The organism is Ramlibacter pinisoli, assembly GCF_009758015.1.
Classification (GTDB): Bacteria; Pseudomonadota; Gammaproteobacteria; order Burkholderiales; family Burkholderiaceae_C; genus Ramlibacter; species Ramlibacter pinisoli.
This window is the reverse complement of record NZ_WSEL01000009.1, coordinates 274,445-297,627: the sequence shown is the minus strand read 5'-3', so window position 1 is coordinate 297,627 and position 23,183 is coordinate 274,445. Positions and strand designations below refer to the sequence as shown.

Genomic DNA, 23,183 nt, shown 5'->3' with positions numbered 1-23,183 from the left:
CGTCTCCTGCTGCCGGATCAGGCCGTCACCGATTCGCGCACGAAACGCGGCATCACCTCTCGCGCCAGCAGTTGCGCCGAGCGCAGCGACTCCTCATAGGTCAAGTCGCCGAAGGCCAGGCGTGCCAGCAGGTAGTTGGCGCCCGAGGCCTCGAGCTCGCGCGCCAGGCCTTCGGCCACCTCGTCGGGCGTTCCGGCGAGGATGACGCCCAGGTCGACCCCGGCGTTGAAATCCTCCGGAATGGGATAGTGCGTCATCGGGTTGCCGTGCAGCCGCCACAGGTGCTGCAGGCTGGCGTACCAGCGATCGAAACCGCGCTTGCCGGCGGCGAGCGCCTCCTGCCGCGTGTCGGCCACCACGATGTGGCGCACCATCCCCAGCAGGGGCAGCGGCTGCCGGGACGAGCGCGGGCTGCCGGCCCACACCTCGCGATAACGATCGGTGAGCGGGCGGATCTTGTCCGCCGGCCCGTTGCACATGATGTTGATGCCGTTCTCGGCCGTCCACGGCACGGCCGCGGGCGCCGAGAGGCCGTACCAGACCGGCGGCGTGGGCTTCTGGATGCATTCCAGTTCGACGGGCACGTCCTTGAACCGATAGTGCTGGCCCTCGAAGGTGATGGAGCGGGATTTCAGCCCCTGCATCAGCACCTCGTAGCCCTCCTTGTACAGAACGCCCGACGCCTCGGGTGTCACGCCGAAGTACGCCAGTTCGTAGGGCGAGCTGCCGCGGCCGACGCCCATTTCCAGGCGGCCGCCGCTCATCTGGTCGAGCATGCAGACTTCTTCCAGCAGCCGCAGCGGATTGACCAGCGGCAGCGTGAACACGCAGGTGCCCAGGCGCAGGCGCCGGGTGCGCTGCGCGACGGCCGACAGGAACACGCTGGGCGACGAGGCGATGCCCAGCGGGGTCGAGTGGTGCTCGGCGATGTGGTACGCGTGGAAGCCCTCCCGGTCATACGCCTCGGCCAGCTTCAGGCGGTTCTCGTAGTGTTCGGCCAGCGATACCTGACCCCGATCGACGTGGTCGAAGACTCCGAATTTCAAGTGGATGCTCCTGTGGGATGAGAGAGAGTTGCGCCTTCCTGGCGCCGCCACACGACGTGGCTCCTGATGCTGGGCTCCTGGCCGCGCGTCCAGCCGTGCCGGGCGGCGCCCTCCAGCATGGTCTCGGCTTGCGCCAGCCAGGGATCGCCGGCGACCGCGCGGCCCAGTGCCAGCAACTCGCGGCGGCCGACCCAGGCGGTCTCGGTGGATTCGATGTCGCCGAACGACGCGAAGGCCTGGCGCGCGGCTGGCAGGTCGAGCGCGGCGTCGACCTCGACGTGGAACCGGCGCAAGTCGTCCGGCTGCAGCAGCACCACCGTGTGGTCGGCCTGGATGGCAAGGATCATGCGGCGCCTCCGGCCATGGCCTGCGCGCCAGGCGCATAGCGGCCGTTGACGAAGACCAGCGGCTCGCCCTCGGTGTGCTCGTAGTGCAGCACGTGGCCGAGGAAGATGACATGGTCGCCGGCGTCGATGGTCTTCCACGCTTCGCATTCGAAGGTGGCCAGGCTGCCGGGGATGCGCGGCGTGCCGCCCACGCCCTCCTGCAGCACCAGCCCGGCGAACTTGTCGGCCGCCGGCTGCGCCATGCGCCGCGACAGCTCGATCTGCTCGGCCGAGAGCACGTGCACGACGAAGTGCCGGCACGCCAGCACGGCCTGCAGGTGCGGCGATGCGCGCCGGTAGTTCCAGCTGACGAGCGGCGGATCCAGCGACACGCTGGCGAACGAGTTGGCCGTGATGCCCACCCGGCGCCCGTCGTCCAGGCGGAAGGTGACCACCGTCACGCCGGTGGCGAACCGGCCGAACGCACGCCGCAGGTCCAGCGGGTCGAGCGCGCTGCGCATGGGATCAGGCCTTGTCCAGCGGATCGACGCCGTCGATCAGCACGAAGGCGATGCGGCACACCTCCTTCGAGCGGTTCACCCAGGCGTGGTTGGTCCCCTGCTGGATGAGGAAGTCGCCTGCCTTCATGTGCACTTCGGAGTCGTCCAGCAGCATGTCGATCTCGCCCTGCAGCACGATGGCGTAGTCGACGCTCTTGGTGCGGTGCATGTACGGATGGCGCGCGGGCCCGCCGCCGTGGGCGTGGTGCTGGGCGCCCATGGACTTCACCAGCTCGGCCTGGTCGATCTTCTCCGTGTTCTCGTCGACCGGCGGGAAGTCGACCACGCGCAGGATGGAGCCGTTGGGCGGCGGCGGCACGCCGATGGTGCGCTCGGCGCGGTCGCCGTGGACATCGGCGCGGGCAGGCGTCTCGTCGGTCACCCACAGCAGGCTGCTGACGAAGCCTGCGCCGGGGCGCACTTTCACGTGCGGGCAGATGCCGTCCATTTCGACGATGGCCTTGCCGCTGTCGTCGTGGCCGGTGACGATGCGGCGGATCTGGTGGGTCGGGTGCATGGTGCTCCTGGAAGGAAAGGGGTCCGGGTCAGTCCTGCGTGGCGCCGGAGACCTTGATCGCGGGGCCCCAGCGCTCGTGCTCCTTGCGCACGAACTCGGCCATCTGTGCGGGCGCGATCGGTTCGGTGGGTTCCATTGCCGCCTTGTTCAGCAGCTCCGCGAATTCCGGCGTGCCCTGCAGGCGGCGGATCTCGCCGGCCAGCACGTTGACGACGGCGGGCGGCATCTGCGCGGGACCGGCGACGCCGATCCAGCCGCTCCAGTCGAACCCCGGCACGGTCTCGGCGATCGGCGGGGCCGAGGGCATCAGCACGCTGCGCTTGGCCATGGAGGTGCCGAGCGCGAACAGCTTGGCCGCCTTGATGTTCGGGATGGCCAGCGTGCCGTCGAGGAATGCCATGTCCACCTTGCCGGAGAGCAGGTCGGGCATGGAGCTGCTGCTGCCCTTGTAGGGCACGTGCACGATGTCGAGGGCCAGCTCCTTCTTCAGCAGCTCCATGAAGATGTGGTGCGGCGAGCCGTTGCCCGACGAGGCGTAGCTGTACTTGCCCGGGTTCTTCCTCACCTCGGCGATCCATTCCTTCATGGTCCGCGCCGGGAACGACGGGTGCACGCTGAGGAAGAAGTTGGTTGCGCCCAGCCGCGCGATGGGCGTCAGCTCCTTCAGGGGATCGATGCCGGGCCTGGACACCAGCTGCGGCGCCATGCTCATGGTGGTGACGGTGGGCACGAACAGCGTGTAGCCATCGGGCGGGGCGGCCGCGACGATCTTGGCGCCCAGCAGCGTGCTGGCACCGGGCTTGTTGTCCACGACCACCGGCTGCTTGAGCGACGCGGTGAGCGCCTCGCCGAGCGAGCGCCCCAGCACATCCACCAGCGAGCCGGCCGGGAATGGCACCACGAGCTTGATCGGCTGGCTCGGATAGGCCCGGCTGTCCTGTGCGGCCGCGGGCAGCGTGGCGGCGGCCAGGGACAGGAGCAGCCACCCGGCGCAGCGGGCGAACAACGGCTTCATGGAGTCTCCTTCATGGAATTACGTTTACCGTAATCTTTTACGTATAATGTAATCAACTATACGGGCCGCACGCGCGCCCTGTCAACTGGAGGTGGTGCGATGGCGATGACGGCGGAAGCGTCGAAGCCCGGTGGGGTCGAGACGGTGGAGGTGGTCGGCACGATCCTGCAGGCCATGCTCAGGTTGCCGCGACCGGTCCGCCTGAAGGACCTCGAGGCCGATACCGGCATCGCGTCGGCCAAGCTGCACCGCTACCTTGTCAGCATGGTCCGTTGCGGCCTCGTGGCCCGCGAATCGGGCGGGCACCGCTACGACTTCGGCCTCCTTACCTACCGCATGGGGCAGGTCACGGCGCAGGACGCCAATGCGCTGGCGCTGCTGGAGCCGCACTTCGAGGAGTTCGTCGCCCGCCTGGGCAAGCCCGGCCTGGGGCAGGCCGTGGGCATCGGCCAGTGGGTGGGCCGCGGCGCCACCATCGTGCGCTGGTTCGAGAGCAACGCGCCGCTGACGATCCGCACCAAGCCCGGCGTGGCGCTGAGCCTCACGTCCTCCGCCACCGCGAAGCTGCTGGCGGCCTACGAGCCGCGCGCCGTCACCGAGCCGCTGGTGAAGCAGGAACTGCAGGAGCAGGGCAGGGCGGGCAAGGCAGCCGTCGAGGCGGTGTACGCGGAGTACGAGTCCATCCGCCGGGACGGGATCGCATGGTCCCTGGGCGCGCGCCGGCGCGGCCTGAACGCGCTCTCGGTCCCGCTCTTCGACCACGAAGGGCAGGTGATCGCCGCGGTCACGGTGCTGGGCATGGCGCCGCAATTCGATGCCGCCCCCCAGGGCCCGGCCGCCCGGCTGCTGCGCCAGCTGGGCAAGGAACTCTCGACCCGGATGGGCCATGCCAGCCAAGTCGACCTGGAGGAAACCGCTTGAACCATCCCGACATCGACCCGCAGATGCGCGCCGCCAGCGCGCGCAACGACGAGATCCTGCGCGGGCTCGGCCCGGCGGCACCCGGCATCGCCGGCGTGCGGCAGCAGTTCGCCCGTGCCCGCGACTGGTGGAACGAGGGCGGGCCCGCGGTCGCGCGCGTGCTGGACACCTCGGTGCCGGGGCCCGAGCGCGACATCCCTGTGCGCGTGTACGTTCCCGAAGACACCGGCCGGCCGCTGCCCGCCTACATCTACTTCCATGGCGGTGGCTATCGCCTCGGCTCGCCCGCATCCAACGACCGGCAACTGCGCGAGCTGGCGGCGGCCTGGGGCGGCATCGTGGTCAGCGCCGATTACGCCCACATGCCGGAACAGCGCTTCCCTGCCCCGGTGCTGGAAGCCGCCGCGGTCTACGAGTGGGTGGCCCGCCACGGCGCCCGGTGGGGCATCGCCCCGGATCGGCTCGCGTTCGGCGGCAGCTCGGCCGGCGCGAACGTGGCAATGGGTGGCTTCGAAGCGGCCTCGGAGGACGCGCGCGCCGCGCTGCGCTGCGCAGCCCTCGTCGTCGGCGTGTTCGACGACGCCCTGGACACAGCCTCCATGCGGCAGTACAACGCGACGGACCTGCTGCCCAGCGTCGCGAGCGCAAGGCAGATGTTCGACGACTACGCAGGCACCGGTGAGCACCGGCGCGACCCGCGCTTCAACGCACTGCTGCAGGACGCGAGCCGCTGGCCGCCACTGTTCCTGGCGGCGGCGGAAGTGGACGTGTTCCGCGACAGCTCCGTCGCCCTTGCCGAGCGCGCCCATGCTGCGGGTGGCTCGGCGCAACTGCACATCTACGCCGGCATGACCCACCTGTTCTTCGGCTACACGCGCAGCGTCGAGGCCGCGCAGGGGTGCCTGCGGGAGTTGGCGGCGTTTCTGCACAGAGAACTGCCGGCCTGACGGGTCATTTGAAGCAGAGAGGGCTGGCGGCTGCTCAACGGTCGTTCGAAGCAGCCCTCCTGGCTGCGAGGTACAGTGCCCGCCGGCGCGGCCGGAGGCGCCTGGCTCCGCGCGCGGCTCAGTTCGAACGACAGGCGACCTCATCAGCAAGGAGAAACGATGGTCTCCCGACTTGCGCTTTGCCTGATGACCGCCCTGGGCGCCGCTGGCGCCGCGGTCGCCGCAGACATCAAGGTCCTGGCGCCCAATGCCGCCAGGGAGGCCGTCTCGGAGGCGATCTCCGTGTTCGAACGATCCTCCGGGCACAAGGTCATCGTCGCCTGGACGGGAACCGAGTCCATCACCAGGCGCGTGGCGGACGGTGAAGCGGTCGATATCGTCGTCAATGCCGCACAGAACATCGATCGACAGTCCAGGGACGGGCGGCTCGCGGGAGCGACGCGCACGGACTTCGCCCGCTCGGGCATCGGCGTGGCCGTTCCCGTCTCTGCGGCGAGGGTGGACGTGTCCACCCCAGAGGGCTTGAAGGCCGCACTCCTGTCCGCGCGCAGCGTCGTCGTGTCCTCGGGAACGAGCGGCCGCCACATGGTGGAGGTGGTGTTCCCGAAGCTGGATGTCGGCGAGCAGTTGAAGACCAAGACCAGGCAGCCACCGTCGGGTGCGCAGATCGCCGACTTCCTGGTCTCGGGCGAGGCCGACCTCGGGTTCCAGCAAGTCAGCGAGCTGCAACACGCCAAGGGCATCCACTACCTCGGCCTCGTCCCCGCCGAGCTGCAGAGCTACACGATCTACTCGGCAGCCATGTCTGCCAACGCGGCCAATGCCGAGGCTGCAATGCCGCTGTTGTCGGCGCTTCGCTCGCCACCGGTGCAGGCGGCTGTTCGCGCGTCGGGCATGGAGCCGCTCTGAGGGCGAGGCGCCGTCCCAGGGCGCGCTGGCGGCGCAAGCCCTGGCTCCAGGACACCGCGGCTAGCCGGGCAGCCCCTGGCCCGCTTCGTCCAGGATCGCCTGCGCGCGAAGGATCACGGGCCGGTCGACCATCTTTCCATCGACCGCGATCGCGACACCCTTGGCGCTGCCGGCCGCTTCCAGGACCCGCTTCGCCCAGCGCACGTCGGCCTCGGAGGGACTGAAGGCCGCATGCACGGCCTGCAACTGCCTGGGGTGGATGCACAGCTTGCCGCCGAAGCCCAGCCGCCGGGCGCGCGCCGCGTCGGCGGACAGCTGCGCCGCATCGTCGATGGCCGTGCTCACGCCGTCGACGGGCGCCGCCACCCCGGCCAGCCGGGAGGCCAGCACGAGGCCGGAGCGGAAGGCCAGCAAGGCGTCGTCTTCGCCGGTGATGCCCAGGTCGAGCTGGAAGTCGATCGACCCGAACACCAGCCGGTGCACGCCCGCTGCACCGGCGAGTTCCCGGGCGCGGTCATAGCCGACCGCGGTTTCGATCAGCGGCAGCACCGCCGCGGCGCCGGCGGCGCGCAGCGCCTCGATGTCCTCGAGCCGCTCCGCCTTGGGCAACACGACGCCGGCCACGCCGGGCCTGCCGGCGAGCGCACAGTCGTCGCGGAACCACGCGGTGTCGGCCGCATTGATCCGCACCAGCACCGGGTGGTCCGGATGCAGCCACGCGGCCAGGGCGGCCCGGGCCGCGGCTTTCTGCTCCGGGGCGACCGCATCTTCGAGGTCGACGATCACCGCGTGGGCGCCGCTGGCGCAGGCCTTGGCGAAGCGCTCCGGCCGGTCGCCGGGCACGAACAGGTAGGAACGGGGGGGCGAAGCCATGCCGGTGCGCCCCTCAGATGGCCTGCTGCCCGCGCAGCGCCGCGATGTCCTGCTCGCTGCGGCCGAGCTGGCGCAGGATGGCCTGCGTGTGCTCGCCCACGGCGGGAATGGGGTCCATGCGGTACTGGAAGCTGTTGTTGCGGCCCGGTGGCAGCAGGGCCGCGATCGGGCCCGCCGGCGTCTCCACCTGGCCCAGCCGCTCGCGCGCCTGCAGCTGCGGGTGCGACCACAGGTCGGCCATCGTGTTCACCTGCGCGTTGGCGATCTTGGCGCGCTCCAGGCGCTCGATCACCTGGGACGCCGTGAGCTGGCCGAATTCCGCCAGGATCAAGGCGCGCAGCGCCGCGCGGTTCTCGTTGCGCCGGGCATTGCTGGCGTACAGCGGGTCGTCGGCCAGGGCGGGGCGCAGCAGCACGTGCTCGCAGAACGCCTTCCACTCGCGCTCGTTCTGCAGGCCCAGCATCACCGCCTTGCCGTCGCCGGCCTCGAACGGCCCATACGGGTAGATGGTGGCGTGCGAGGCGCCGCTGCGCGGCGGCGGCGGGGCGCCGTCGTAGGCGTAGTACATGGGAAAGCCCATCCACTCGGCCAGGCACTCCAACATGGACACGTCGATGTGGCAGCCTTCGCCGGTGTGCTGGCGCTGCAGCAGGGCGGCCAGGATGCTGGTGTAGGCGTACATGCCGGCTGCGATGTCGGCGATGGAGTTGCCCGACTTGCACGGCTCGTCCGGCGTGCCGGTCACCGACAGGTAGCCGGCCTCGCTCTGGATCAGCAGGTCGTAGGCTTTCTTGTCGCGGTACGGGCCATCGTTGCCGTAGCCGGAGATGTCGCAGACGATCAGCCGCGGGAAGCGCGCGCGCAGCTCCTCGTAGCCAAGGCCCATGCGCGCCGCGGCGCCGGGCGCCAGGTTCTGCACCAGCACGTCGGCGCTGGCCAGCAGGTCCTGCAGCACCGCCAGCGCCGGCGGCTGCTTGAGGTCCAGCGTGAGGCTCTCCTTGGAGCGGTTCACCCAGGTGAAGTGGGATGACAGGCCGTTGGCCCGCTGGTCGTAGGCGCGGGCGAAGTCGCCTTCGCCCGGCCGCTCCACCTTGATCACGCGGGCGCCCAGGTCGGCCAGCTGGCGGGTGCAGAAGGGCGCCGCGATCGCGTGTTCCAGCGAGACGACGGTGATGTTGTCGAGCGGGCGGGTCATGGCTGGCCTCAGTCCACAGTGGCGCCGGAGGCCTTGACGATGCGCGACCACTTGACCAGGTCTTCCTGCAGCAGCTTGGCGAACGCCTCCGAGCCCACGGGCTGGGTCGGCGTGCCGGCGATCTCCACGCCCTGCTGCTCGAGCTTGTCGCGCAGGTCCTTGGCGACGAGGGCCTTGGCCATCGCGTCTTCCAGGCGCGCGCTCACGTCGGCCGGCACCCCGGCGGGGGCGAACAGGCCGATCCACAGCGTGCCGCTGTAGCCGCGCACGACTTCGCCGATGGTGGGCACGTCGGGCAGCACGGGCGACCGGGTGGAGCCGCTCACGGCCAGGGCGCGCAGCTTGCCGGCCTTGATGTGCGCCAGCGACGAGGGCAGGCTGCCGAACAGGATCGGGAGCTGCCCGCCCAGCACGTCGTTCATCGCCGGCGCCACGCCCTTGTACGGCACGTGCTGCAGTTCGATGCCGGCCATGCTGTTGAGCATCTCGCCCAGCAGGTGGTTCAGCGTGCCGTTGCCGGCGGACGCGTACTGGTAGCCGTTCGGCTTGGCCTTGGCCAGCGCGATCAGCTCGCTCAGGTTCTTTGCCGGAAACGAGGGATGGACCAGCAGCACGTTGGGCACCGCGCCGATCAGCGCGATCGGGCGGAAGTCCTTCACCGGGTCGAAGCCGGGGTTCTTGTACAGCGCCGGGTTGATGGCCTGGGTGCTGCTGATGGTCATCAGCAGCGTGTAGCCGTCCTTGGGCGCCTTGGCCGCCAGCTGGGTGCCGATGTTGCCGCCGGCGCCGGGGCGGTTGTCCACCACCACGCTGGCCTGCAGCACCTCGGCCAGCTTCTGGCTGACGACGCGGCCCACGATGTCGTTGGTGCCGCCCGGCGCCTGCGGCACGATCATCGTGATGGGCCGGCTCGGGAAGGGCGACTGCGCGGCGGCCAGCAGGGGGGCCGCCAGGGCGGCGGCGAGCAGCGCGCGGCGCGCAGTGCTGAATCGGGGTCGGGTCATGGGAAGCTGTCTCCTTGGAGCCGCCATCGTGGCATCGGGGCGGGCGACCCACAATCATTCATTTCGCGAGCCAGCGTTCGGAAATTCCGAAGGCTTTAGCATGCCGGCATGGATTTCGACCTGACGGACCTGCGGCTGTTCACCGCCGTGGCGCGCGAGGGCAACCTCACGCGCGCCGCGCAGATGCAGCACCTGTCGCTGGCGGCCGCCAGCGCGCGCATCAAGGCGCTGGAGCAGCAGGCCGGCGTGCCGCTCCTGCAGCGCGAAGCCCGCGGCGTGCGGCTGCTGCCGGCGGGCGAGGCGTTCCTGCACCACGTGCGCGCCGTGCTGCGCGAGACGCAGGCCCTGCGCGACGAGCTGGACGAATATGGCGCCGGGCTGCGCGGCCACGTGCGGGTGTTCGCCAACACCACGGCCGTCACCGATTTCCTGCCCGAGATCCTGCCGGGCTTCTTCAAGGCCCATCCCGGCGTCAACATCGACCTGCGCGAGAAGCCCAATGCCGAGATCGCGAGCGGCGTCCTGGAGGGCAGCGCCGACGTGGGCATCGTGGCCGGCGAGGTGGACACGCGCGGCCTGCGCGCCATCCACTTCAGCACCGACCAGCTCGTGCTGGTGGTCCCGCGCGGCCACCGCCTGGCACGCCGCAAGCGGGTCGCCTTCGCCGACACGCTGGCCGAGGATGCTGTGGGCATGCATGGCGGCAGCACGCTGCAGGCCTTCCTGTCGAACATCACCGAGGACCTGGGCCGCACCCTGAAGCTGCGCATCCAGGTCTACGGCTTCGACGCCATGTGCCGCATGATCGCGGCCGGCGTGGGCGTCGGGGTGGTCCCGGAGAGCGCGGCCAGGCGCAACGTGGCCACGCTGGACCTGGTGCAGGTGGAGCTGACCGACGCCTGGCGCGTCCGCAAGCGCTACATCCTGGTGCGCGAGGGCGACATGCTGGCGACGTACGCGCGTTCGCTGGTCCAGACGGTCTGCACGCACTACGGCTGCGACGTGCGGATCTGACCTCATGACAGAGGCACGCCGGGGCTCGACCCGGCGTCCGTCGCCGGAACGCGGCCGCACCCTGAACCACGAGCGGGAGGTGGATTGCGGGTCGAGCCCGCAATGACGGGGAAGGGGCACGCCGGGCTCGATCAGACCCGTCCCGGGCGCGCCTCGGAGACTCGTCATTCCCGGGCTCCCTCAAATCGTCGTCATGCCGGGTTCCCTCTCGTCGTCATGCCGGGCTCGACCCGGCATCCATCTCCGGAGCGGGATCGCACCTGAAGCCCGTTTGGGAGATGGATTGCTGGCCAAGCCCGGCATGACGGGAGTGGAAGCGCTCCCCCGCCATGACGCAAGCGCGGCTCAGGCCCGTCGCGCAACGCGGGGAAGCCAGCATGGCCGGCCGGCACGAACCGGTTACGCTCGTGCCGCACCCCGCCCGTTTCGCATCCGGCATGACCCCGACCACCGATCCCGACCTCGCTCCCTACGTCTCGCACCAGGAGTTCCGCACCGGCCTGCCTGCCGGCCACTTCCGCGTCATCATCAACCGCAAGCTGGCGCGCGGCTACGTGTCGCAGCGGCTGTGGATGCTGCCGGTGCTGTTGCCCGTGTTCGGCGCCGGCCTGGCGCTCGCGCTGAGCGGCTACACCTGGGCCGGCGGCCTCCTGGTCGCCCTGGGCGTGGTGGTGAACCGGGCCGTGGTGTGGGGCGCCGGCAAGATCCTCCTGCACCTGGCCCTCAAGGACCCCGCGACCTACGACTTCGCGACGCAGCACGCGATCCTGGAAGTGCGGCGGGTGTGAGCGCCGGGCCGCGCTTCACCGGCCGGCTGAAGGCCTGGCACGATGACCGGGGCTACGGCTTCATCGAGCCGGCGCAGGGCGGCCAGGAAATCTTCGTCCACGTCTCGGCGTTCGCACCGCGGGTCGGCCGGCCCCAGCAGGGCGAGGTGTTGACCTTCGAGGTCGAGCCCGGCCCGCGTGGCAAGAAGCGCGCGAAGCGTGTCGAGGTCGTGCGCCAGCCCGCGCGCGCCCGGGCACGGCGCGACTCGCCGGCGGCCTGGGGCACGGCCACGCTGTTCGCCATTCCGGCCTTCGCGGCGCTGGTGCTGGCCGTCGCCGTGTTGTGGAAGCCGCCGGCCGGCGTGGCCGTCGTCTACCTGGTGGCGAGCGGGGTCGCCTTCGTCGCCTATGCGCTCGACAAGGCCGCCGCCCGGCGCGGCGATTCCCGCACGCCGGAAGCGACCCTGCACCTGCTGGCCCTGGTGGGCGGCTGGCCGGGCGCGCTGCTGGCGCAGCAGTTCCTGCGGCACAAGTCGGTCAAGGCCGGGTTCCGCGCCGCCTTCTGGGGCACGGTGCTGCTCAACGTGGCCGCCTTCGTGGCCTTGTGCTCGCCGTTCGCCCGGCGGCTGTGGCCGTTCCACTGAGGGGGTCGTGCGGGCGCCGGTAGGATGGCGCTCCCTCGTTTCGCCAGGAGCCCGCCATGTCCGACGTCACCCCCATCCGCGATCCCGGCACCGATTCCCTGCTGACGCCGCAGAACGCGGTGCTGGCGCTCATCGACTACCAGCCCGAACAGTACGCGGGCGTCCGCTCGGTGGGCCACGACGAACTGCTGGCCCACGTGACCATGCTCGGTCGCGTGGCCACGGTGTTCGGACTGCCCGTCGTGCTGAGCACCGTCTACGTCAAGCACGGCATGTCGGGCACCAACCCCGAGCTGCGCGAGGCACTGCCGGGCGTGCCCGAGATCGACCGCACCTCCATGAATTCGTGGGAGGACCCCGACTTCCGCGCCGCTGTGCAGAAGACCGGGCGCCGCAAGCTCGTCATCGCCGGCCTGTGGACCGAGGTCTGCGTCGCCTTCCCGACCCTGGACGCGATCCGCGAAGGCTACGAGGTCTACGTGGTGGCCGACGCCATCGGCGGCGTGAGCAAGGTGGCGCACGACAGCGCCATGCAGCGCATGGTGCAGGCCGGCGCGGTGCCCATCACGGTGCTGGGCCTGGCCTGCGAGCTGCAGCGCGACTGGGGCCGGCCGCAAGCCGACCGGCTGCGCGGGATCATGCGCGAGTACTTCGGCAAGATGCACGCCCTGCAGCGCTAGGGGCCGGCCGGCGGCCGATCCGCGACGGCCGCCTCCGTGTGCATGACGCACTGCCAGCGGTCGCCCGTGCGGATCCAGGTCGATGTGTCGCGCATCTCCTGGGTCTGGGTGGCGCCGCCCGCGCGCGCCTTGACTTCCTGCTTCACGCGGTAGACCAGGATGCCCGTGGTGTCGTTGGGGAACACGACCATCATGTCGCTGAGGGTGAAGGCGGTCACGATCACCGACCCCTGTTCGGCCATCTTGCGGTAGGCGGCATGGTCGAACTGCATGGCGCCGTGCGAACTCACCATCAGCGCGCGTTCGCTCAGCAGCTCCAGCGCGACGTCGGTCTTCTGGTCGACGATCGATTGCCAGAAGCGGTGTTCCAGCTCGATGAGGGTCTTGGCGGGGGTGGTCATGGGAGGCTCCTCGGACGTGGACCCATGGTCCCGCCCGACCCGCCGAATGCAGTCGGGAGGTGCGGCCACTGGACGTCAGGCGGGTCCTACGCCGAGGTAGACCGCCGTTCGCCATTTACCATCGCCTGCCCACGAGACCTGGACCCGAGACGCCATGGAACCACGACGACTTCGCGCCGGCAGCGCGATCACCCCGCAGGAATTCGACGAGCTGTCCGACGAGCAGCTCGAGCGGCTGGTCCCCAAGCGCTACCGCGACGAGTTTCCGGGCAAGGACGGTTGCGCCGACGGGTACTTCTACCTGCACGACGGCACCGCCTACAGCTTCTACAAGGGCGGCCTGCTCGATGACTGAGCCGGGCGCGCGGCGGCACACCGTGGGCTGGCCCGAGGCGGTGGCGCATTTCGAGGCGCTGGCCCGCGATCCGGTCTTCGAACCCCTGGCCGCGCTGGTCGCGTCGCTGGCGTCGTCGCGTTATGCGGCGTCGCTTCATCCCTGCGCCGAGGACGAACTCCTGGTGCTCGGCCGCCGGCCGCAGTTCGAGGCCGGCCGCGACGAGTTGCAGGTGCGGTTCGAGCCGCAGCACCAGCAGTTCGTCTTCGCGCATGTGCAGCGGCCCGGTGAGGCCGAGCCCTGGTCGCGCGCGTGCGATGCCGGCGAGGGGCGCGCCGTGTTGGAACGGCTGTTCCACCGCCGGCTGCACTGGTTCCACGAAGGCTGACGGCAACCTCTGCCGCAAGACCCTGCCGGGGGTGCGACGGTCCGGCCTTCCTGCTATGGTGGTGCCGCTTCCGCCCGACGTCCCATGGCCGACTCCTACACCTTCCTGCGCCCGGCGCGCCTGCCGCTGTCGATGGCCGATCTCGGCACCGACACCGTCGGGCCGCTGCCTGCGGAGCAGGCGGTGCCCTGCCTGCGGCAGGCTTTCCCGCAGCTCGAATGGCCGTCGGCCACCGAGGCCAGGGGCGAGCTCGCCGAGGGCTGGGTGGAGTTCCGGTTGCATGACGACGAGAAGCTGGGCGCGTGGCTGTCGATGCGCTGCTCGCTGCGCGCCGACTACTCGGGTGCCGTGCAGGCCTTGTGCGACCGCTACGGCTGGATCGCCTTCGATTCCGGCGCCCGCCTGATCCAGCCGGGGCGCGCCCGCCTGGAGGCCGGCGCATGAAACCGCGCATCACGCTCCTGACCCTCGGCGTCGACGACCTGCCGGGGGCCGTGGCCTTCTACCGCGACGGCCTGGGCCTGCCCACCCAGGGCATCGTGGGCGAGCAGTTCGAGAACGGCGCCGTCGCATTCTTCGACCTGGAGGGCGGCCTGCGGCTGGCGCTGTGGCCGCGCAAGAGCCTGGCCATCGATTCCGGCCTGTCCACGGGGCCGCGCAGCGCCACCGAGTTCTGCCTGGCGCACAACGTGCGCACGCGGGCCGAGGTCGATGCGGTGGTCGCGCAGGTGCAGGCCGCCGGCGGCGTGCTGGTCAAGGCGCCGCATGACACCTTCTACGGCGGCTACGCGGCGTACTTCCAGGACCTCGATGGCCACCTCTGGGAAGTGGCCTGGAACCCGGAAATGCTGCCGGCCGACTGAGCGCGGGCAGGGCAGGGCGCCGCCGCGGCTATCCTGCCGGGCGGAGACACCCCCATGCAGATCGACTTCCTCGGCATCCAGGCCTTCCTGGCCGTGGCGGAGACCGGCGGCTTCAGCCAGGCCGCGGCCCGCCTGCACCTGTCGCAGACGGCCATCAGCCACCGCATGCGCAAGCTCGAGGACAGCCTGGGCGTGCAGCTGGTGGTGCGCACCTCGCGCGGCATCTCGCTCACCCAGGCCGGCGAGGCGCTGCTGCCGCGGGCGCGCCACGCAGTGCGCCAGCTGGAGGAGTCGTGCGACGTGGTCCGCACGCACGGCCAGAACGCGCCGCAATGGGTCACCTTCGGCTGCCTGCCCACCATTGCCGCCGGCATCCTGGCCCCGCTGCTGGAGCAGGTGCGCGCCGCGCATCCGCAGCTGCCGGTGCGGGTGTTCGACAGCTCGCCGGCCGAGATCGTGGAGCTGGTGCAGGCGCGCACGGCGGCCTTCGGCGTGTCGCTCGACCAGCCGGCCGCCGAGGGCCTGGCGATGCGCCTCGTCGCGCGCGAGCCGTTCGTGCTGGCCTGTCCGCGCGGGCACGCGCTGGCGGCGCGCCCGGCGGTCGGCTGGGCCGAACTGCGCGGCCAGCCCCTCGTGCGCATCAGCCTGCCCTCGGGCAACAGCGCGACCATCGACGAGAAGCTCGGCCCGCTGCGCGAGGGCCTGCAGTGGATCTACGAGGCACAGCGCACGGCCGTCGCCCTGAAGCTGGTGCGCCACGGCCTCGGCCTGACCATCGTGCCGCGGCTGGCGGTGCGCGACGAGGACGGCGTCGCCGTCGTGCCGTTGCACGAGCCCGAGGTGAGCCGGGCGATCGTGCTGCTCACGCGCCAGGGCGAGGCGCCGGGCGAGGCCGAGCGCTTCATCGCCGACACCGCCACCCAGCTGATCCGCGCCGCGCCGGGCCTCACGCCTGCATGAACCGCGTTCATCGGGCGCTCGAAACGATTCATTTCCCAGCCGGGGCGGTCGTCCCTAGACTGCCGGCGAGCGGACCGACCCGTGTCCGCCCGCCCTGGAGACTCCCCCGATGCGCACTTCCTCCTTCGCACCCACCCGGCGCCGGCTGCTGCTGGCCGGCGCGGCGACCATCGCCTCGCCGCTGGCCTTCGGCCAGGGCGGGTTCCCCTCGCAGCCGCTGAAGATCATCGTCCCGTTCGGCCCCGGCGGGCTGGCCGACGTCACGGCCCGCCTCACGGCCCAGAAACTGGGCGACAAGCTCGGCCAGCAGGTCCTGATCGACAACCGCCCGGGCGCGGGCGGCATCGTCGCCGCCCAGACCGCGCTCACCGCCCCCAAGGACGGCCACACGCTCATCCTGTTCAGCAACGGCACCACCATCGCCAAGACCCTGATCAAGCTGCCCTACGACCCGCAGGCCGACTTCGTGCCGGTGTCCTCGCTGGCCTACTTCGACCTGAACCTGCTGGTGAGCAAGGACAGCCGCTTCACCAACCTGAAGTCGCTGCTGGCCGAGGGCGCGCGCCGCCCGCTGACCTTCGGCACCATCAACCCGGGCAGCACCCAGCACCTGTCGGCCGAGCTGTTCAAGGCGGCGACCAAGTTGAACGCGACGCTGGTGCCGTTCAAGACCTCCGGCGAGGTGCAGGCCGGGCTGCAGCGCGGCGACATCGACGTCGGCTTCGAGTCGTACACGGCGCTGCGCGGCGCCATCGACGGCGGCGTGCTGCGTGCCATCGCGGGCACCGGCCCGGCGCGCACCCCCTGGCTGCCCAACGTGCCCACCGCCCGGGAGCAGGGCGTCGACTACGAGGTGACTGGCTGGAACGCGGTCTACGCGCCCAAGGGTGTGCCCGAGGCGGCGCTCGAAGTCATCGGCAATGCGATGCGCGACGTGCTGGCGCAGCCCGAGCTGCGCAAGCGGCTGGCCGAGATGGGAGCCGATCCGCGCGCCAGCACCGCCGCCGAGATGGGCTCGGTGTTCGAACGCGACCGCCGCAAGTGGCAGCAAGTCATCCAGCAGGCGGGCATCAAGGTCTGACATGGTCGTCCTCGACACCTCCGCATCCGTCCTGCGCCCCGTGCAGCAGCCCGACGCCCCGCTGGTGGACTCGCATGTCCACGTGTTCCGGCGCGGCATGCCGCTGATCGACAACCCGCGCCACGCGCCCACCTACGAGTTCACCGCCGAACAGCTCGAAGGCACCCTCGCCGAGCACGGCGTGAAGTTCTGCGTCATCGCGGCGGCCAGCCCCTGGGGCGACTGCAACGACTACGTGGTGCAGGCGTTGCGCACCCGCCCGCTGTGGCGCGGCACCGCCATCCTGGAGCCCACGGCCACCCGCCACGAGCTGGAGCACCTGGCGCGCGCCGGCATGGTCGGCGTGCGATTGCCCTTCATCAGCCTCACCGACCTGCCGGACCTCACGACCTGGGAGTACCGGCGCTTCCTCTGGCGCCTGGCCGACCTCGACTGGCACGTGCACCTGCACCTGGACGGGCCGCGCATCCCGCAGGTGCTGCCGCACCTGGAGAACGCGGGCGTGAAGATCGTCATCGACCACATCGGCCGGCCCGATCCGGCACTCAAGGAGAAGTGCGCCGGCTTCGAGGCGGTGACGCGGTCGGTGGAGAAGGGCCGCACCTGGGTCAAGCTGTCGGGCGGCTACCGGCTCGGGTCGCACGCCGCCGCCCTGGCCCGGGAGCTGTGCCGCCGGGTCGGCTACGAACGCATGCTGTGGGCCAGCGACTGCCCCTTCGTGGGCGCCGAGTCCACCACCTACCGCAGCACCGTGGACTGGCTGGCCGACGCGGTGCCCGACGAGGCCATGCGCCGGGTGCTGGGCCTGAACGCCATCGACCTGTACTTCCGCCATCCGCCGGCCGCCGCATGATCATCATCGACTCGCAGGTCCACGTCTGGGAGGCGCACCGGCCCGACCGGCCCTGGCCGGCCGAGAGCCTGGCGGCCGCGGGTGGCTTCGTCGCCGTGCCGGGCGCCCGCCCGCACCGCGCCGAGCCCGTGGATGCCGCCGAGATGGCGGCCATGATGGATGCGGCGGGCGTGCACCGCGCCGTCATCGTGCCGCCGTCGCCGGCCGGTGACAGCAACCTGTTCGCGCTCGAGGCGGCGCAGCAGTACCCCGACCGCTTCGTCGTGATGGGCCGCTTCGATCCCATGGCGGCCGGTGCGCGCGAGCGGCTGGCCGGCTGGCTGGAGCAGCCGCACATGGCCGGCATCCGCATGACCTTCCACAAGCCGCAGTGGAGCGGCTGGCTGGACGACGGCAGCATCGACTGGTTCTGGGCCGACTGCGAGCGGCTGGGCATCCCGCTGATGCTGCTGGTGCCCGGCCGCCTGGAGGCCGTGGGCCGGATCGCGCAGCGCCATCCCGGGTTGCAGCTGGTGATCGACCACCTGGGCATCCACAGCAACCTGCGCGATGCCGCCTGCGCCGGCGACATCGCGGCGCTGGTCGCACTGGCCCGTCACCCCAACGTGTCGGCCAAGGCATCGGCCGTGCCCTGCTACTCGAACGAGCCCTACCCGTTCCGCAACCTGGACGGCTACCTGAGGGCTGTGTACGACGCCTTCGGGCCGCGCCGCCTGTTCTGGGGCTCCGACGTGACGCGCCTGCCGTGCAGCTACACCGAGGCGGTGGAGCACTTCACCCGGGCGCTCGACTTCATTCCGCCGGCGGAACTGCCGTGGGTGATGGGGCGGGGGCTGTCCGAGTTGTTGCGCTGGTGAGTGGCGGCGTGCCGGGGTCGCCTCTCGGCGTCGTCGTGCAGCCTCGACCCTGAAAGTCGTCATACCGGGCTCATCGTCACGCCGGCCCCCCTCAGAGTCGTCTGCCGGGCTCGACCCGGCATCCATCTCCGGAACCGGGCCGCACCTGAACGGCGGTCGGGAGATGGATTGCGGGTCGAGCCCGCAATGACGGGGAGGGGGATGACGTGGCCCGCGCGAGGGGCGTCATGCTGCGCTCGACCCTGACATTCGCCACGCCGACCCACCTTCAGAGTCGTCATGCCGGGCTCGACCCGGCATCCATCTCCGGAACCGGGCTGCACCTGAACCACGGTTGGGAGATGGATTGCGGGTCAAGCCCGCAACGACGGCGAAGGTGCATGTCGCCTCGACCCCGCCGTGGCGTGGAGCGGTCCGCCCTTGCCCTGACGCCAGCAACGGTGAATGATGCGCACCTTCCGCATCGTCCCGAGGCCCGCCCATGACCCAGCCCGGCATCCATTCCGAGTTCCTCGTCCTGTCCCGCGGGCAATGGGACGAGGACAAGAGTCCCGACGAGATTCAGGCCGCCATCGATGCCTTCTACGGCTGGCACGAGGCGCTGGTGGAGCAGGGCCTGGCCAGGCCCGGGCAGCGGCTGGGGCCCGAGGGCCGGGTGGTGTCGCGGCAGGCCATCGTCGACGGGCCGTTCGCCGAGGCCAAGGAGGTGGTGGGCGGCTACTGGTTCATGATCGCCGCCAGCCTGGACGAGGCCGCGGCCCTCCTCGCCGGCAATCCCTGCCTCGCCTGTGGACTGCAGATGGAGGTCCGTCCGCTCGACCCCGAGCGCGCGTCGGCGCACGTGCAGGCCAGCGAGACGCCCGCGAGCCGCCGGCGGCCCTGAGCATGCCGGCACCCGCCACCATCCGCCGCCTGCTGCCCGCCGACGCCGAGGCATACCGCGCCCTGATGCTGGAGGCCTACGCGGCCACGCCCGATGCGTTCACGTCGACGGTCGCCGAGCGCAGCGCGCTGCCGCTCCCCTGGTGGGCCGCGCGCCTGGCCGATGACCCGGGCGCCGGGCAGCGCGTGTGCGGAGCCTTCGTCGACGGCGCACTGGCGGGGGCCGCCGGGCTGGCCTTCGAGCAGCGGGAACGGACCCGCCACAAGGCCCTGCTGTTCGGCATGACGGTGCGCCCGGTCTTTCGCCGCCACGGCCTCGGCCGGGCGCTGGTCGAGGCCGTGTTGCGCGAGGCCGCGGCGGCCCCATCCACGCGCGTCGTCCAGCTGACGGTCACCGACACCAACCGCGCGGCCCTGCGCCTGTACGCCGCCTGCGGCTTCCAGCCCTTCGGCACCGAGCCCATGGCGGTGCGGGTGGACGGCCGCGACGTGGCCAAGGTCCACATGTGGCGCCTGGTCGATCGGTCGGGCTGACCACCGAAAGCTGACGACCACGCACCGCGGCGTGCGGATGAGCACCTGAATGGCCCCGCTTTGGGTAGAGTCAGACGCCCCTGGACGAGCCAGGCGGCGGGAGTGCTGCCCGGCCGGCTCGCCAACGATGACGCATGACGAAGCCACCGGTTCCGGACGATGTCCGCCGATTCCTGCTCACCAGCGTGCCCTCGGTTCCGTACCTAGAGGCGCTGCTGTTGATGCGGGCCGACCCCGAGACGGCCTGGGACGCCTTCCGGGTGGCCGGGCGGCTGTACATCCCCGAGTCGCACGCGCTGGAGATGCTGCGGGCCCTGGAGGCTGCGAACTTCGTGGTGCGCACGTCCGAAGGCCACTTCTGCTTCCGGCCGGCCACGCCCGAGATGCGCTCGGTGATCGACACCGTTGCGACGACCTATGCATCCAACCTGGTCGGCGTGACCGAGCTGATCCATTCACGCATCGACAAGCGCGCCCTGCAGTTCGCCGACGCGTTCCGCTGGAAGAAGGAGGACCGCTGACCCATGGCCGCGTTGATCTATTCACTGTGTGCGCTGACCAGCCTGGCCGCCGCCGGGCTGCTGTGGCGCGCCTGGGCCGGTTCGCGGGCTCCGCTGCTCTTCTGGAGCGCCCTGTGCTTCCTGATGCTGGCCGCCAACAACGTGCTGCTGGTGCTCGACAAGGTGGTCTGGCCGGTCGAGGTGGACCTGCGCACCGCTCGCCTGGGCACCGCGCTGGCTGCGGTGGTCGTGCTGCTGGTGGGTCTGGTGTGGGAGGATGACTGAATGAACGACCTGCTGGCCGGCGCCGTCGCCATGGGCTTCGCCCTGATCGGGCTGTTTTTCCTGCGTTTCTGGCGCCGCACGGGCGACCGCTTCTTCCTGTACTTCGCCGCCTCGTTCTGGATCGAGACGGCCAACCGGATCGCGCTCTCGCTGGTGCCCTATGCGAGCGAGCACGAGCCGGTGTTCTACCTGGTGCGCTTGCTCGGATACGCACTCATCCTCGTGGCCATCTGGCAGAAGAACCGGGCCCGGCGGTGAGGTGGATCAAGCTGCAACTGCGCTTCCTGGTGCCGCTGGTGGCGGTGCTGGCGCTGGTCGCGTGGCTGGCGCTGCCGGTGCTGGACCGGCTCACGCTGCGCTGGTTCGCGCGTGACCTCAACCTGCGCGGCGCGCTGGTCGCCAACACGCTGGCCGACTCGGTCTCCGAAGCCCTGGCCGACCCTCGCGGGCGGCGCCTGCCGGCCCTGTTCGGCCGCGTCGTGCAGGACGAGCGGCTGGTGGCCATCGGCTGGTGCTCGCCCAAGGGCGAGCTGCTGGTGCGCACCCCGTTGTTCCCGCAGTGGCTCAATTGCGAGATGGCCGAGCAGGCCACGCAGGAGCGTTCGCAGCAACTGAGCATCGAGGGCGGGCCGGTGCACGTGAGCATGCACGCGATGACGGCCGAGACCGGGCCGGTAGGCCAGCTGGTGCTGCTGCACGACCTGAGCTTCATCGAGCGGCGCAGCCAGGACACGCGCAATTACCTGATCGCGCTGCTGGCCGGACTGGGCGTCCTGATCGGGCTGGTGACGATGGCCGTGGCACAACTGAGTTGGCGCGGCTGGATGCGCGGCACCCGGGCGTTGCTGCGCGGCGAGGGCATCCTGACACCGCCGGTGGCCGGCGCGCCGGAGCTGGAGCCGCTGGCGGCCGACCTGCGCGCGCGCCTGCGCGACCTGGAGGACGAGTACCGGCGCTCGCGGCCGCAGGACGCGGTCTGGGATGCGCCGCAGCTGCAGTCGCTGCTGCGCACCCAGCTGCGCGGCGACCAGGTGATCGTGGTCTCCAACCGCGAGCCTTACCTGCACGAGCGCGGCGAGGACGGCCAGATCGTGGTGCGGCGCCCGGCCAGCGGGCTGGTCACGGCGGTCGAGCCGGTGATGCGGGCCTGTTCGGGCACCTGGATCGCCCACGGCAGCGGCAGCGCCGACCGCGCGGTGGTCGACCGCAACGACCGCGTGAGCCTGCCGCCGGGGCAGGACGAGTACCGGCTGCGGCGCCTCTGGCTGACGCCGGAGGAAGAACAGGGCTACTACTACGGCTTCGCCAACGAGGGCCTGTGGCCGCTGTGCCACGTGGCCCACGTGCGGCCGGTGTTCCGCGAGTCCGACTGGCAGTGCTACCGCGAGGTCAACCAGCGCTTCGCCGACGCAGTGGTGTCCGAGGCACGCAGCGACGATCCCATCGTGCTGGTGCAGGACTACCACTTCGCGCTGCTGCCGGCGATGGTGCGGCGCCGGCTGCCGCGCGCGACCATCCTGACCTTCTGGCACATCCCCTGGCCCAACTCCGAATCGTTCGGCATCTGTCCCTGGCGCACCGAGCTGCTCGAGGGCCTGCTGGGCAGCACCATCGTGGGCTTCCACACGCCCTACCACTGCAAGAACTTCCTGGACGCGGTCGACCGCTACCTGGAGGCGCGCATCGAGCACGAGCACTCCACGGTGAGCTACCGCGGCGAGCAGAGCCTGGTGCAAAGCTACCCGATCTCGATCGCCTGGCCGTCGCCCGAAGCCGTGGCCGCCATGCCGTCGCCGGCCGAGTGCCGCCGCCGCATCGGGGCGGAGCTGGACATCCCGCCGGACCACCGGCTGGCGGTGGGCGTCGACCGCTTCGACTACACCAAGGGCATCCTGGAGCGGCTGCACGCCGTCGAGCGGCTGCTGGAGAAGCACCCGCGCTGGCGCGACCACTTCACCTTCGTGCAGGTGGCCGCGCCCACCCGGGCGGTGCTGGAGGAATACCAGGCGTTCCAGCAGCGCATCGAGGCACTGGCGCGGCGCATCAACCAGCGTTTCGGCGCCGGCGGGCGCGACCCGGTGCGCCTGCTGGCACGGCACCACGAGCACGACGCGGTCAACCGCCTGTTCCGCGCGGCCGACGTCTGCCTGGTCACCAGCCTGCACGACGGCATGAACCTGGTGTCCAAGGAATTCGTCGCGGCGCGCGACGACGAGCAGGGCGTGCTCGTGCTCAGCCGGTTCGCCGGCGCGGCGCGCGACCTGCCCGAGGCGCTGGTCGTCAACCCCTACCACGTCGAGGAGGTGGCCGACGCGCTGCACCAGGCGCTGACCATGCCGGTGGGCGAGCAGCGCGAGCGCATGGCGCACCTGCGCAGCACGGTGCGCGAGGCCAACGTCTACCGCTGGGCGGGGCGCATGCTGACCGACGCGGCGCGCTGGCGCCTGCGCGAGCGGGTGTCGCTGCGGGTGCAGCGGCAGCACGAGGGCGGCTGGGACTGAGGGCGCGGCCGGCGCGCGGTCCGCGCTACTTGTAGAACGCCTCCACGGCGCCCTTGAGCTTGATCATCAGTGGGTGGCCCTTGCGGTCCACCGTCTTGCCGGCCGGCACCCGGATCCAGCCCTCGCTGACACAGTACTCCTCGACGTCCTCGCGCACCTTGCCGTTGAAGCGGATGCCGACCTCGTACTGGAACACCTCGCGCACGTGGTGCGGGCTGCGGGGGTCGATGGACAGGCGGTCGGGCAGGGCGGGGCGGTCGGTGGGGGGCGTGGCTTCGTCAGTCATGGGGCCGCATTGTGCAGAAAAGCGCCGGCCCGCCTTGCGC

31 protein-coding genes are annotated in these 23,183 nt (G+C 71.1%); 21 read left to right on the top strand and 10 right to left on the bottom strand.

Annotation, left to right across the window (positions count from 1 at the left end):
* Positions 1-17: 17 nt before the first annotated feature.
* Genes GON04_RS15975 through GON04_RS15955 form a run of 5 tightly spaced genes read right to left on the bottom strand, consistent with a single transcriptional unit; the run spans position 18 to position 3,464 of the window.
* Entirely contained in the window at positions 18-1,046 is a 1,029-nt protein-coding gene (locus tag GON04_RS15975; RefSeq protein ID WP_157399051.1) for an LLM class flavin-dependent oxidoreductase, read from the bottom strand.
* Positions 1,043-1,393: a hypothetical protein gene (locus tag GON04_RS15970; RefSeq protein ID WP_157399050.1), complete on the bottom strand. Its 351-nt coding sequence runs from the start codon at positions 1,391-1,393 to the stop codon at positions 1,043-1,045. Before GON04_RS15970 ends, GON04_RS15975 begins: the two co-directional genes overlap by 4 nt.
* On the bottom strand, positions 1,390-1,893 hold the full coding sequence (locus GON04_RS15965) for a flavin reductase family protein (RefSeq protein ID WP_157399049.1): 504 nt from the start codon (positions 1,891-1,893) through the stop codon (positions 1,390-1,392). The genes GON04_RS15970 and GON04_RS15965 overlap by 4 nt, the downstream gene beginning before the upstream one ends.
* Before the next feature lie 4 nt (positions 1,894-1,897).
* A complete protein-coding gene (locus tag GON04_RS15960) occupies positions 1,898-2,449 on the bottom strand; it encodes a cupin domain-containing protein (RefSeq protein WP_157399048.1) in 552 nt (183 codons plus the stop codon).
* 28 nt (positions 2,450-2,477) lie between these two features.
* Entirely contained in the window at positions 2,478-3,464 is a 987-nt protein-coding gene (locus GON04_RS15955; RefSeq protein ID WP_157399047.1) for a Bug family tripartite tricarboxylate transporter substrate binding protein, read from the bottom strand.
* Between the two features lie 99 nt (positions 3,465-3,563).
* Here GON04_RS15955 and GON04_RS15950 point away from each other — a divergent pair, with 99 nt between their 5' ends.
* From GON04_RS15950 to GON04_RS15940, 3 genes are all read left to right on the top strand, one after another.
* Positions 3,564-4,385: an IclR family transcriptional regulator gene (locus tag GON04_RS15950; protein WP_157399046.1), complete on the top strand. Its 822-nt coding sequence runs from the start codon at positions 3,564-3,566 to the stop codon at positions 4,383-4,385.
* Positions 4,382-5,332: an alpha/beta hydrolase fold domain-containing protein gene (locus GON04_RS15945; protein WP_157399045.1), complete on the top strand. Its 951-nt coding sequence runs from the start codon at positions 4,382-4,384 to the stop codon at positions 5,330-5,332. Before GON04_RS15950 ends, GON04_RS15945 begins: the two co-directional genes overlap by 4 nt.
* Positions 5,333-5,491: 159 nt before the next feature.
* A complete protein-coding gene (locus GON04_RS15940; protein WP_157399044.1) occupies positions 5,492-6,241 on the top strand; it encodes a substrate-binding domain-containing protein in 750 nt (249 codons plus the stop codon).
* 60 nt (positions 6,242-6,301) lie between these two features.
* On the opposite strand, the gene GON04_RS15935 is transcribed toward GON04_RS15940, so the two are convergent.
* Genes GON04_RS15935 through GON04_RS15925 form a run of 3 tightly spaced genes read right to left on the bottom strand, consistent with a single transcriptional unit; the run spans position 6,302 to position 9,313 of the window.
* Positions 6,302-7,114, bottom strand: coding sequence for an HpcH/HpaI aldolase/citrate lyase family protein (locus GON04_RS15935; RefSeq protein WP_157399043.1), 813 nt, complete (start codon positions 7,112-7,114; stop codon positions 6,302-6,304).
* Between the two features lie 13 nt (positions 7,115-7,127).
* Positions 7,128-8,309 (bottom strand): CaiB/BaiF CoA transferase family protein, encoded by a 1,182-nt coding sequence (locus tag GON04_RS15930; protein WP_157399042.1) that lies wholly within the window; start codon positions 8,307-8,309, stop codon positions 7,128-7,130.
* 8 nt (positions 8,310-8,317) lie between these two features.
* Positions 8,318-9,313: a tripartite tricarboxylate transporter substrate binding protein gene (locus GON04_RS15925; RefSeq protein WP_157399041.1), complete on the bottom strand. Its 996-nt coding sequence runs from the start codon at positions 9,311-9,313 to the stop codon at positions 8,318-8,320.
* Positions 9,314-9,421: 108 nt separating this feature from the next.
* On the opposite strand from GON04_RS15925, the gene GON04_RS15920 reads away from it, so the two are divergent.
* The 4 genes from GON04_RS15920 (at position 9,422) to GON04_RS15910 (ending at position 12,418) form a co-directional block, all read left to right on the top strand.
* On the top strand, positions 9,422-10,327 hold the full coding sequence (locus GON04_RS15920; RefSeq protein WP_157399040.1) for a LysR family transcriptional regulator: 906 nt from the start codon (positions 9,422-9,424) through the stop codon (positions 10,325-10,327).
* A gap of 437 nt (positions 10,328-10,764) precedes the next feature.
* Positions 10,765-11,115, top strand: a complete 351-nt coding sequence (locus tag GON04_RS26820; RefSeq protein ID WP_232533140.1) for a hypothetical protein — start codon at positions 10,765-10,767, stop codon at positions 11,113-11,115.
* Positions 11,112-11,738 (top strand): DUF1294 domain-containing protein, encoded by a 627-nt coding sequence (locus GON04_RS26815; RefSeq protein WP_338050981.1) that lies wholly within the window; start codon positions 11,112-11,114, stop codon positions 11,736-11,738. Before GON04_RS26820 ends, GON04_RS26815 begins: the two co-directional genes overlap by 4 nt.
* Before the next feature lie 56 nt (positions 11,739-11,794).
* On the top strand, positions 11,795-12,418 hold the full coding sequence (locus GON04_RS15910; RefSeq protein WP_157399039.1) for a hydrolase: 624 nt from the start codon (positions 11,795-11,797) through the stop codon (positions 12,416-12,418).
* On the opposite strand, the gene GON04_RS15905 is transcribed toward GON04_RS15910, so the two are convergent.
* A complete protein-coding gene (locus GON04_RS15905) occupies positions 12,415-12,819 on the bottom strand; it encodes a nuclear transport factor 2 family protein (RefSeq protein ID WP_157399038.1) in 405 nt (134 codons plus the stop codon). The two genes, GON04_RS15910 and GON04_RS15905, sit on opposite strands and share 4 nt — an antisense overlap.
* Positions 12,820-12,973: 154 nt before the next feature.
* Here GON04_RS15905 and GON04_RS15900 point away from each other — a divergent pair, with 154 nt between their 5' ends.
* The 14 genes from GON04_RS15900 (at position 12,974) to GON04_RS15835 (ending at position 22,857) form a co-directional block, all read left to right on the top strand.
* The gene (locus tag GON04_RS15900) at positions 12,974-13,174 is read left to right on the top strand and encodes a hypothetical protein (protein ID WP_157399037.1); all 201 of its coding nucleotides are present in this window, start codon (positions 12,974-12,976) and stop codon (positions 13,172-13,174) included.
* Positions 13,167-13,541, top strand: coding sequence for a hypothetical protein (locus tag GON04_RS15895; protein WP_157399036.1), 375 nt, complete (start codon positions 13,167-13,169; stop codon positions 13,539-13,541). Before GON04_RS15900 ends, GON04_RS15895 begins: the two co-directional genes overlap by 8 nt.
* Positions 13,542-13,625: 84 nt before the next feature.
* Positions 13,626-13,985, top strand: coding sequence for a hypothetical protein (locus tag GON04_RS15890; protein WP_157399035.1), 360 nt, complete (start codon positions 13,626-13,628; stop codon positions 13,983-13,985).
* Complete coding sequence (locus GON04_RS15885; protein WP_157399034.1) at positions 13,982-14,404, top strand: VOC family protein; 423 nt, start codon at positions 13,982-13,984, stop codon at positions 14,402-14,404. Before GON04_RS15890 ends, GON04_RS15885 begins: the two co-directional genes overlap by 4 nt.
* Positions 14,405-14,458: 54 nt before the next feature.
* Positions 14,459-15,364, top strand: coding sequence for a LysR family transcriptional regulator (locus tag GON04_RS15880; RefSeq protein ID WP_157399033.1), 906 nt, complete (start codon positions 14,459-14,461; stop codon positions 15,362-15,364).
* Between the two features lie 109 nt (positions 15,365-15,473).
* Positions 15,474-16,445 (top strand): Bug family tripartite tricarboxylate transporter substrate binding protein, encoded by a 972-nt coding sequence (locus tag GON04_RS15875; RefSeq protein WP_157399032.1) that lies wholly within the window; start codon positions 15,474-15,476, stop codon positions 16,443-16,445.
* A gap of 1 nt (position 16,446) precedes the next feature.
* On the top strand, positions 16,447-17,298 hold the full coding sequence (locus GON04_RS15870) for an amidohydrolase family protein (RefSeq protein WP_157399031.1): 852 nt from the start codon (positions 16,447-16,449) through the stop codon (positions 17,296-17,298).
* The gene (locus tag GON04_RS15865) at positions 17,295-18,155 is read left to right on the top strand and encodes an amidohydrolase family protein (protein ID WP_157399030.1); all 861 of its coding nucleotides are present in this window, start codon (positions 17,295-17,297) and stop codon (positions 18,153-18,155) included. Before GON04_RS15870 ends, GON04_RS15865 begins: the two co-directional genes overlap by 4 nt.
* Before the next feature lie 481 nt (positions 18,156-18,636).
* Complete coding sequence (locus GON04_RS15860; protein ID WP_157399029.1) at positions 18,637-19,038, top strand: YciI family protein; 402 nt, start codon at positions 18,637-18,639, stop codon at positions 19,036-19,038.
* Positions 19,039-19,040: 2 nt separating this feature from the next.
* Positions 19,041-19,571: a GNAT family N-acetyltransferase gene (locus tag GON04_RS15855; RefSeq protein ID WP_157399028.1), complete on the top strand. Its 531-nt coding sequence runs from the start codon at positions 19,041-19,043 to the stop codon at positions 19,569-19,571.
* A 134-nt stretch (positions 19,572-19,705) separates the two neighbouring features.
* On the top strand, positions 19,706-20,092 hold the full coding sequence (locus tag GON04_RS15850) for a hypothetical protein (RefSeq protein ID WP_157399027.1): 387 nt from the start codon (positions 19,706-19,708) through the stop codon (positions 20,090-20,092).
* A gap of 3 nt (positions 20,093-20,095) precedes the next feature.
* Positions 20,096-20,356 (top strand): DUF5985 family protein, encoded by a 261-nt coding sequence (locus tag GON04_RS15845; protein WP_157399026.1) that lies wholly within the window; start codon positions 20,096-20,098, stop codon positions 20,354-20,356.
* Positions 20,357-20,614 (top strand): DUF5985 family protein, encoded by a 258-nt coding sequence (locus tag GON04_RS15840; protein ID WP_157399025.1) that lies wholly within the window; start codon positions 20,357-20,359, stop codon positions 20,612-20,614.
* On the top strand, positions 20,611-22,857 hold the full coding sequence (locus GON04_RS15835; protein ID WP_181653607.1) for a trehalose-6-phosphate synthase: 2,247 nt from the start codon (positions 20,611-20,613) through the stop codon (positions 22,855-22,857). Before GON04_RS15840 ends, GON04_RS15835 begins: the two co-directional genes overlap by 4 nt.
* A gap of 25 nt (positions 22,858-22,882) precedes the next feature.
* Here the strand turns inward: GON04_RS15835 and GON04_RS15830 are convergent, their stop codons facing one another.
* The gene (locus tag GON04_RS15830; protein WP_157399024.1) at positions 22,883-23,143 is read right to left on the bottom strand and encodes a DUF3297 family protein; all 261 of its coding nucleotides are present in this window, start codon (positions 23,141-23,143) and stop codon (positions 22,883-22,885) included.
* Positions 23,144-23,183 lie beyond the last annotated feature (40 nt).

What these genes read in the sequence shown, in the direction of transcription:
- GON04_RS15890 (WP_157399035.1), top strand. Translation starts at nt 13,626, where the DNA reads ATGGCCGACTCCTACACCTTCCTGCGCCCGGCGCGCCTGCCGCTGTCG.
- GON04_RS15880 (WP_157399033.1), top strand. Translation starts at nt 14,459, where the DNA reads ATGCAGATCGACTTCCTCGGCATCCAGGCCTTCCTGGCCGTGGCGGAG.
- GON04_RS15955 (WP_157399047.1), bottom strand. Translation starts at nt 3,464, where the DNA reads ATGAAGCCGTTGTTCGCCCGCTGCGCCGGGTGGCTGCTCCTGTCCCTG.
- GON04_RS15920 (WP_157399040.1), top strand. Translation starts at nt 9,422, where the DNA reads ATGGATTTCGACCTGACGGACCTGCGGCTGTTCACCGCCGTGGCGCGC.
- GON04_RS26820 (WP_232533140.1), top strand. Translation starts at nt 10,765, where the DNA reads ATGACCCCGACCACCGATCCCGACCTCGCTCCCTACGTCTCGCACCAG.
- GON04_RS15925 (WP_157399041.1), bottom strand. Translation starts at nt 9,313, where the DNA reads ATGACCCGACCCCGATTCAGCACTGCGCGCCGCGCGCTGCTCGCCGCC.
- GON04_RS15830 (WP_157399024.1), bottom strand. Translation starts at nt 23,143, where the DNA reads ATGACTGACGAAGCCACGCCCCCCACCGACCGCCCCGCCCTGCCCGAC.
- GON04_RS15860 (WP_157399029.1), top strand. Translation starts at nt 18,637, where the DNA reads ATGACCCAGCCCGGCATCCATTCCGAGTTCCTCGTCCTGTCCCGCGGG.
- GON04_RS15905 (WP_157399038.1), bottom strand. Translation starts at nt 12,819, where the DNA reads ATGACCACCCCCGCCAAGACCCTCATCGAGCTGGAACACCGCTTCTGG.
- GON04_RS15875 (WP_157399032.1), top strand. Translation starts at nt 15,474, where the DNA reads ATGCGCACTTCCTCCTTCGCACCCACCCGGCGCCGGCTGCTGCTGGCC.
- GON04_RS15895 (WP_157399036.1), top strand. Translation starts at nt 13,167, where the DNA reads ATGACTGAGCCGGGCGCGCGGCGGCACACCGTGGGCTGGCCCGAGGCG.
- GON04_RS15930 (WP_157399042.1), bottom strand. Translation starts at nt 8,309, where the DNA reads ATGACCCGCCCGCTCGACAACATCACCGTCGTCTCGCTGGAACACGCG.
- GON04_RS15950 (WP_157399046.1), top strand. Translation starts at nt 3,564, where the DNA reads ATGGCGATGACGGCGGAAGCGTCGAAGCCCGGTGGGGTCGAGACGGTG.
- GON04_RS15910 (WP_157399039.1), top strand. Translation starts at nt 11,795, where the DNA reads ATGTCCGACGTCACCCCCATCCGCGATCCCGGCACCGATTCCCTGCTG.
- GON04_RS15865 (WP_157399030.1), top strand. Translation starts at nt 17,295, where the DNA reads ATGATCATCATCGACTCGCAGGTCCACGTCTGGGAGGCGCACCGGCCC.
- GON04_RS15845 (WP_157399026.1), top strand. Translation starts at nt 20,096, where the DNA reads ATGGCCGCGTTGATCTATTCACTGTGTGCGCTGACCAGCCTGGCCGCC.
- GON04_RS15940 (WP_157399044.1), top strand. Translation starts at nt 5,492, where the DNA reads ATGGTCTCCCGACTTGCGCTTTGCCTGATGACCGCCCTGGGCGCCGCT.
- GON04_RS15855 (WP_157399028.1), top strand. Translation starts at nt 19,041, where the DNA reads ATGCCGGCACCCGCCACCATCCGCCGCCTGCTGCCCGCCGACGCCGAG.
- GON04_RS15840 (WP_157399025.1), top strand. Translation starts at nt 20,357, where the DNA reads ATGAACGACCTGCTGGCCGGCGCCGTCGCCATGGGCTTCGCCCTGATC.
- GON04_RS15965 (WP_157399049.1), bottom strand. Translation starts at nt 1,893, where the DNA reads ATGCGCAGCGCGCTCGACCCGCTGGACCTGCGGCGTGCGTTCGGCCGG.
- GON04_RS15885 (WP_157399034.1), top strand. Translation starts at nt 13,982, where the DNA reads ATGAAACCGCGCATCACGCTCCTGACCCTCGGCGTCGACGACCTGCCG.
- GON04_RS15850 (WP_157399027.1), top strand. Translation starts at nt 19,706, where the DNA reads ATGACGAAGCCACCGGTTCCGGACGATGTCCGCCGATTCCTGCTCACC.
- GON04_RS15900 (WP_157399037.1), top strand. Translation starts at nt 12,974, where the DNA reads ATGGAACCACGACGACTTCGCGCCGGCAGCGCGATCACCCCGCAGGAA.
- GON04_RS15870 (WP_157399031.1), top strand. Translation starts at nt 16,447, where the DNA reads ATGGTCGTCCTCGACACCTCCGCATCCGTCCTGCGCCCCGTGCAGCAG.
- GON04_RS15935 (WP_157399043.1), bottom strand. Translation starts at nt 7,114, where the DNA reads ATGGCTTCGCCCCCCCGTTCCTACCTGTTCGTGCCCGGCGACCGGCCG.
- GON04_RS15970 (WP_157399050.1), bottom strand. Translation starts at nt 1,393, where the DNA reads ATGATCCTTGCCATCCAGGCCGACCACACGGTGGTGCTGCTGCAGCCG.
- GON04_RS15960 (WP_157399048.1), bottom strand. Translation starts at nt 2,449, where the DNA reads ATGCACCCGACCCACCAGATCCGCCGCATCGTCACCGGCCACGACGAC.